The organism is Pseudarthrobacter sp. rb, assembly GCF_056389225.1.
Map to the genome: position 1 here is coordinate 508,740 of NZ_JBWJAR010000001.1, position 6,639 is coordinate 515,378.

General features: G+C 68.4%; 5 protein-coding genes. 4 read left to right on the forward strand and 1 reads right to left on the reverse strand.

What is annotated here, in order from left to right; genetic code table 11:
• Positions 1-33: 33 nt before the first annotated feature.
• The gene (locus ACWRN3_RS02235; RefSeq protein ID WP_476739814.1) at positions 34-1,230 is read right to left on the reverse strand and encodes a DUF4439 domain-containing protein; all 1,197 of its coding nucleotides are present in this window, start codon (positions 1,228-1,230) and stop codon (positions 34-36) included.
• 107 nt (positions 1,231-1,337) lie between these two features.
• On the opposite strand from ACWRN3_RS02235, the gene ACWRN3_RS02240 reads away from it, so the two are divergent.
• The 4 genes from ACWRN3_RS02240 (at position 1,338) to infB (ending at position 6,527) form a co-directional block, all read left to right on the forward strand.
• On the forward strand, positions 1,338-1,949 hold the full coding sequence (locus ACWRN3_RS02240) for a ribosome maturation factor RimP (protein WP_476739757.1): 612 nt from the start codon (positions 1,338-1,340) through the stop codon (positions 1,947-1,949).
• Positions 1,949-2,929 (forward strand): transcription termination factor NusA, encoded by a 981-nt coding sequence (gene nusA / locus ACWRN3_RS02245; RefSeq protein WP_159632360.1) that lies wholly within the window; start codon positions 1,949-1,951, stop codon positions 2,927-2,929. The genes ACWRN3_RS02240 and nusA overlap by 1 nt, the downstream gene beginning before the upstream one ends.
• Positions 2,930-3,108: 179 nt before the next feature.
• Entirely contained in the window at positions 3,109-3,456 is a 348-nt protein-coding gene (locus ACWRN3_RS02250) for a YlxR family protein (RefSeq protein ID WP_159635606.1), read from the forward strand.
• A gap of 152 nt (positions 3,457-3,608) precedes the next feature.
• Positions 3,609-6,527: a translation initiation factor IF-2 gene (gene infB, locus ACWRN3_RS02255; RefSeq protein WP_476739758.1), complete on the forward strand. Its 2,919-nt coding sequence runs from the start codon at positions 3,609-3,611 to the stop codon at positions 6,525-6,527.
• Positions 6,528-6,639 lie beyond the last annotated feature (112 nt).

Genomic DNA, 6,639 nt, shown 5'->3' on the forward strand with positions numbered 1-6,639 from the left:
AGGGTGGGAAAGGCGGCCCCTTCGCCACGGGGTTCAGGATGCAGCGGGCGACGGCGCCAGTCCGGTCCCGGTGGGACGGCCGGCCCCGGCGGGAAGGGCAGGCAGTTGCCCGATGTCCAGGGTCAGGCCCGGCACAGGCCCGGGGTCTGCTCCCCAGCGCAAGGCACGGCTTGCGGCGGAGCGAAGGGCTGCCAGGGCCCATATCCGGTCCTGGCCCTGCGAGACGGCCACAGCGTCGCCATACGAGGACAGCGTTGCCGCTTCAAGTTTGCCCAACCCGGCCGCCGGGGCAGCCAGGAAGCCCGGATCGAGGACGTATCCGGGCTGTTGCGGCACGGGGCCGCCGCAGGCCGCCCGGAGACGTTCCGCCGCGGCCGAAGCCAGCTCCTTGTGCGCGCCCAGGAATTCCGACGCCGGACCGGCCTCCGCGGGAGCGAGGCGGGGGAGCGCCGCCTGGTAGCCGTAGACGGCCTGCTGCTCGGCGGAAACGGCAGCGGCCAGGGCCTGGCGCGTGCCTGGGGGAGTGGCGGGCGCCGCGCTGTCCTTCGCGGACGGGGCTGAGGCGGACGGGCCTGAAGCGGCCGGGGACGATGTGGCCGGGACCGAAGGCGAGGGGCACGGAGAAGCGGCTGCTGGTGTCCCCGGCGCCTCGGCGTCCGGTCCTGGGGTTCCCTGCGGCGCGGGGACCCCGGTGGCAGCGGCAAGACGCCCGGCCGCGATGAGCTGCGCGGTGCCGACGCCCGCGAGGAGCCGTGCCATCCCGCCGTCGGCCGTTTCAGCGTCCCTGAGCCGGGTGGCCCCGCTGGTGGCCAGGGCCTGGACCAGCTCCGCGGCGTTTCGAGGACCGGCGGTGGAAGCTGCTGACGGGCTTGCCTGCGGCGAAGCCTGGGGGGACCCGGCCGCGGGCCCGGTGGCGGAACCGGTCATGGAGGCCGCGCCCGGGGACATCAACGCCCTGGCCTGGATGGTCAGCAAGGTCACAACAGGGTCCACAGCGGTGGAATCCGCGGCGCCGGCGGAAGCGAGCTCCATTCCGGCGGCCCGCAGATCGAGGGCCGCACTGAGCGCTGCCGCCGGGGCCCGCTCGGAAAACGGAGGCTCGGCAGGGGCGGGTTTTTCCGCGGGAATCAGGGCGAAACCGAGGCTCAGGACAACCAGGGCAGCAAGGGCAAAGACGGCAAATCGGATCGGGCGCATGCGGGGGTCGGTGTCCTGGCGGCGGGCTTTCACAACAGACAATGGTGTCACGCTGAGGGGGCACCCCGGTGCACCACTGGACCGGTAAAATAGCTACGCTAGTAAACACCACATCATCTATAGGGAGGGCGGCCGGCATCGTGAGCAATGCAGAAGCCACGGCTTCACCAGACCATACCGGTACGGGAAGCGGATCCGCGCCGGCCCACAATCCTGAAGCTGCCAGGCTCCGGGCCCTCCTGGAACCCGCAGTCCAGGCCAACCGACTGTACCTTGAGGATGTTGCCATCATCCCCGGCTCCCACCGGGTGGTCCACGTTGTGGTGGACCTGCCGCAGGAGGAGACCGGCGGGGTCAGCCTAGACGTCATCGCCGACATCTCCCGGGTGCTCTCTGACGTGCTGGACAACGACCCCAACGACGACGGCCGGCCCTACGACCTCGAGGTGTCCTCACCCGGCGTCGGGCGTCCCCTGACCGAACCCCGGCACTGGCACCGCGCCCGCGGACGGATGGTCAAGGTCAACGTTGTCCAGGGCGAAAACGTCACCGGCCGCATCCACGCCGTGGACGGCGGGGGAGTGACGCTTATCCCCGAGGTGCCCGTCAAGAAGGGCATGAAGCCACGGCAGGGTGACCCAGTAAGACTTCCTTTCGACAGGATCCGTAACGGAAAAGTCGAGATCGAATTCAGCCACCTCCCGGAGGACGGTCTGGAACCTGAACACAATGGACCTTCTGAGGAGGCCTGATGGATATTGACATGAGCGCACTGAGACTTTTGGAGCGTGAGCGTGAAATCCCGCTGGACCTCCTGATCCCCACCATCGAGCAGGCGCTCCTGGTGGCCTACCACAAGTCACCCGGCGCCTTCGAAAAAGCACGCGCGGAACTGGACCGCAAGAGCGGCCACGTGACCATTTGGGCTGTCGAGATTGACGACGACGGCGCTCCCATCGGCGAATTCGAGCACACCCCGGAGGGCTTCGGCCGCATCGCCGCCAGCACCGCACGGCAGATCATCCTGCAGCGCCTCCGCGATGTTGAGGACGACAACGTCCTGGGCGAATTCAAGGGCCGCGAAGGCGAGCTGGTGTCCGGCACCATCCAGCAGGGCAACAACCCGCACATGATCCAGGTCAACCTCGGTTCGATCGAGGCTCTCCTGCCGCCGCCCGAGCAGGTTCCCGGTGAAAAGTACATCCACGGCAACCGGCTGCGCGCCCTGGTCATCGATGTGCACCGCGGCACCAAGGGCCCGTCCGTCACGCTGTCCCGGTCGCACCCGGGCCTGGTCCGGAAGCTCTTCGAACTCGAAGTACCCGAGATCGCCGACCACTCCGTGGAAATCGTGGCGCTGGCCCGCGAGGCCGGGCACCGCACCAAGATCGCCGTCAAGGCGAACACCCCGGGAATCAACGCCAAGGGTGCCTGCATCGGTGAAATGGGCTCCCGCGTCCGCGCCGTCATGACCGAGTTGAACGACGAAAAGATCGACATCGTCGACTTCAGCGAGAACCCGGCCACGTTCATTGCCAGCGCCCTTTCGCCGTCGCGCGTGAATTCGGTCACCATCACGGACGAAGCCACGCGCTCCGCCCGGGTGGTGGTCCCCGACTACCAGCTGTCCCTGGCCATCGGCAAGGAAGGCCAGAACGCGCGCCTGGCGGCCAAGCTGACCGGGTGGCGCATCGACATCGTCTCCGACGCCGCGGGCAACCGCGATAAGTGAGGTCCGGGCAGGGTGGCTGATGCACCGCACCAGCCACCCGGTTTCGGGCAGAACGGCCCGGAGGGGCTAGAATAGATAAGACCGCGCCTAACGGCCGGTAGCCGTGTGCCTTGGGCGTGCTCGTTTCCGTGACTGCGGAAACGGTAAAACCTGCGGCCAGCAGAAGGAACGTCAGGACGATGACCGTGGCAGAAATGCTTTCCACCGGGAATCAGCCCCAACGTACCTGCATCGGCTGCCGGAAGAAGGGGCCGCGGTCGCAGTTGCTCCGGCTCGTCGCCGAAGGCAGCGGGTCAACCGCTGTCCTGGTGGATGAACGACGCCGGATGGCTGGCCGGGGTGCATGGCTGCACCCCAGCGCATCGTGCCTGGCTCTGGCGATCAAGCGGCGAGCATTCGGACGTGCCCTCCAGGGCGCAACCGGGACCGCCGCCGTCGAACACCGGATCACGTCAGGCCCGAACGTTGACGCCGCCCCGGTGGCTGCAACACCAACCGTCCAACCTGAAAGCGGGTCAGAAATCTGATGGAAACCCGATGAGTTCCCAGCGATGAGTGCGTAACGATGACAACTTTGTTGCGCTCTGCAATGGGCCCCTTCGCATCAACAGCGGCTGGGGTCCGCAGTAAGAAGTAGACGGTTCGTGCCTGGCTCGGTGCGGACCGAGACAGGAGAAATGTGGCCAAGGTCCGCGTACATGAGCTCGCCAAAGAGCTCGGTATAACTTCCAAAGATGCAGTGACAAAACTGCAGGAACTGGGCGAATTCGTTCGCTCCGCCTCGTCAACCATCGAGGCCCCCGTTGTGCGTAAACTGCGCAACGCCTTCCCCGACGCTGCCGCAAAGTCGGCAGCACCGGCCGCAGCGCCCGCCGCTGCCCCCAAGGCACCCGCTCCCGCAGCAGGTACCCGTCCTTCAGCCCCGGCTCCCGGCCCGGCTGCGCCCAAGGCTCCGGCCCCCAAGGCTGAGGCCCCGGCTCCGGCCGCCCCCGCCGAGCCCGCTGCCAAGGAAGCTGCACCGGCAGCGCCGGCTCCCGCCGCGCCTGCCGCTCCCGCAGCACCGTCTGCGGGTGCTCCTTCCACGGGTGCCAAGCCCGGTGCACGCCCGGCCCCCAAGGCCGAGACCCCGGCTCCCTCCGCCCGTCCGGGTGGAACAACACCGGGCGCCTCCGGTCCCCGTCCCGGCGGACCCCGTCCGGGCAACAACCCCTTCGCCACTTCCCAGGGCATGCCCCGGGGCCGCGGCGGAGACAGTGAGCGCGCCCCGCGCCCCGGCAACAACCCGTTCGCCACCTCGCAGGGCATGCCCCGTCCCGGCGGCAGCCGCACCGACGGCGACCGTCCCGGCGGGCCGCGCCCCGCTGCAGGTGCAGGCGGACCGCGTCCCGGTGGGCCGCGTCCCGCAGCCGGTGCCGGTGGGCCCCGCCCCGCCGCAGGTGCAGGCGGACCCCGTCCGGGTGCACCGCGTCCCGGTGGTCCCCGTCCCACGCCCGGCATGATGCCCAACCGCACTGAGCGTCCCGCACCCGCAGGTGCAGGCCGTCCCGGCGGCGGCCGCGGTCCCGGACGCCCCGGTGGCGCTCCCGGCACCGGTGGTCCCGGTGGTGGCGGCGGTGCTCCCGCCGGCGGCGGTTTCGGCAAGGGCGGCCGCGGTCGCGGCGGCACCCAGGGTGCATTCGGCAAGGGCGGCGCAGGCCGTGGCAAGCAGCGCAAGTCCAAGCGCGCAAAGCGCCAGGAACTTGAGCAGATGAGTGCCCCGTCGCTGGGTGGCGTGAGCGTACCCCGCGGCGACGGCAACACCGTCATCCGGCTTCGCCGTGGCTCGTCCATCACGGACTTCGCCGACAAGATCGAGGCAAACCCCGCCGCACTGGTCACCGTGCTGTTCCACCTCGGTGAAATGGCCACGGCCACCCAGTCGCTGGACGAAGAGACCTTCGCCCTGCTTGGCGAGGAACTGGGCTACAAGCTCCAGGTTGTCTCGCCGGAGGACGAGGAGCGCGAGCTGCTCTCCGGCTTCGACATCGACTTCGACGCTGAGCTCGAAGCCGAAGGCGACGACGACCTTGAGGCACGTCCTCCAGTAGTCACCGTCATGGGCCACGTCGACCACGGTAAGACCCGGCTGCTCGATGCCATCCGCAAGTCCGACGTCATGGCCGGCGAACACGGCGGCATTACCCAGCACATCGGTGCCTACCAGGTCACTCACAACCATGAGGGTAATGACCGCAAGATCACCTTCATCGATACCCCGGGCCACGAGGCGTTCACCGCCATGCGTGCCCGTGGTGCCAAGGTCACCGACATCGCCATCCTGGTGGTCGCAGCCGATGACGGCGTCATGCCCCAGACCGTTGAGGCCCTCAACCATGCCCAGGCGGCCAACGTGCCGATCGTCGTGGCCGTGAACAAGATCGACAAGGAAGGCGCCAACCCGGACAAGGTCCGCGGCCAGCTGACCGAGTACGGCCTGGTTCCCGAGGAATACGGTGGCGACACCATGTTCGTGGAGGTCTCTGCCCGCCAGAACCTCAACATCGACGAGCTGCTCGAGGCTGTCCTGCTCACCGCGGACGCTGCCCTGGACATGCGCGCCAACCCGAACAAGGACGCCCGCGGCATCGCGATCGAAGCCAACCTGGACAAGGGCCGCGGTGCTGTTGCCACCGTCCTGGTCCAGTCCGGCACCCTGCGCGTCGGCGACACCATCGTGGCAGGCACGGCCCACGGCCGCGTCCGTGCGATGTTCGACGACGACGGCAGCGCCCTGACCGAGGCCGGCCCGTCCCGCCCCGTCCAGGTGCTGGGTCTGTCCAACGTGCCGCGCGCCGGCGACACCTTCTTCGTGACCGCTGACGAGCGCACCGCCCGCCAGATCGCCGAGAAGCGTGAAGCAGCCGACCGCAACGCCGCCCTGGCCAAGCGCCGCAAGCGCATCAGCCTGGAAGACTTCGACCAGGCCGTCGCCGAAGGCAAGATCGACACCCTCAACCTCATCCTCAAGGGTGACGTGTCCGGTGCCGTGGAAGCCCTCGAAGACGCGCTGCTCAAGATCGACGTCGGCGAAGGCGTGCAGCTGCGCGTCATCCACCGCGGTGTGGGTGCCATCACCCAGAACGACGTCAACCTGGCAACGGTCGACTCCGCCGTCATCATCGGCTTCAACGTCAAGCCCGCCGAGCGGGTTGCCGAACTGGCAGACCGCGAAGGCGTGGACATGCGCTTCTACTCCGTCATCTACGCAGCAATCGATGACATCGAGATGGCGCTCAAGGGCATGCTCAAGCCGGAATACGAAGAAGTCCAGCTCGGCACCGCCGAGGTCCGCGAAGTCTTCCGCTCCTCCAAGTTCGGAAACATCGCCGGCTCGATCGTCCGCTCGGGCATCATCCGCCGCAACGCCAAGGCACGCGTCAGCCGCGACGGCAAGATCATCGGTGACAACCTCACCGTTGAGTCGCTCAAGCGCTTCAAGGACGACGCCACCGAGGTCCGCACGGACTTCGAATGTGGTATCGGTCTGGGGTCGTACAACGACGTCACCGAAGGCGACATCATCGAGACCTTCGAGATGCGCGAGAAGCCGCGCGTCTAAGCTGGTCCGCCTTCGGGCAGTCAGCAGTGCCAGGTGCGGGGCCGTTGGATTTTTCCGGCGGCCCCGCCCCTTCGCTGGGCGGCAAAGGATCTTGCGATCCTTTGCCGCCCAG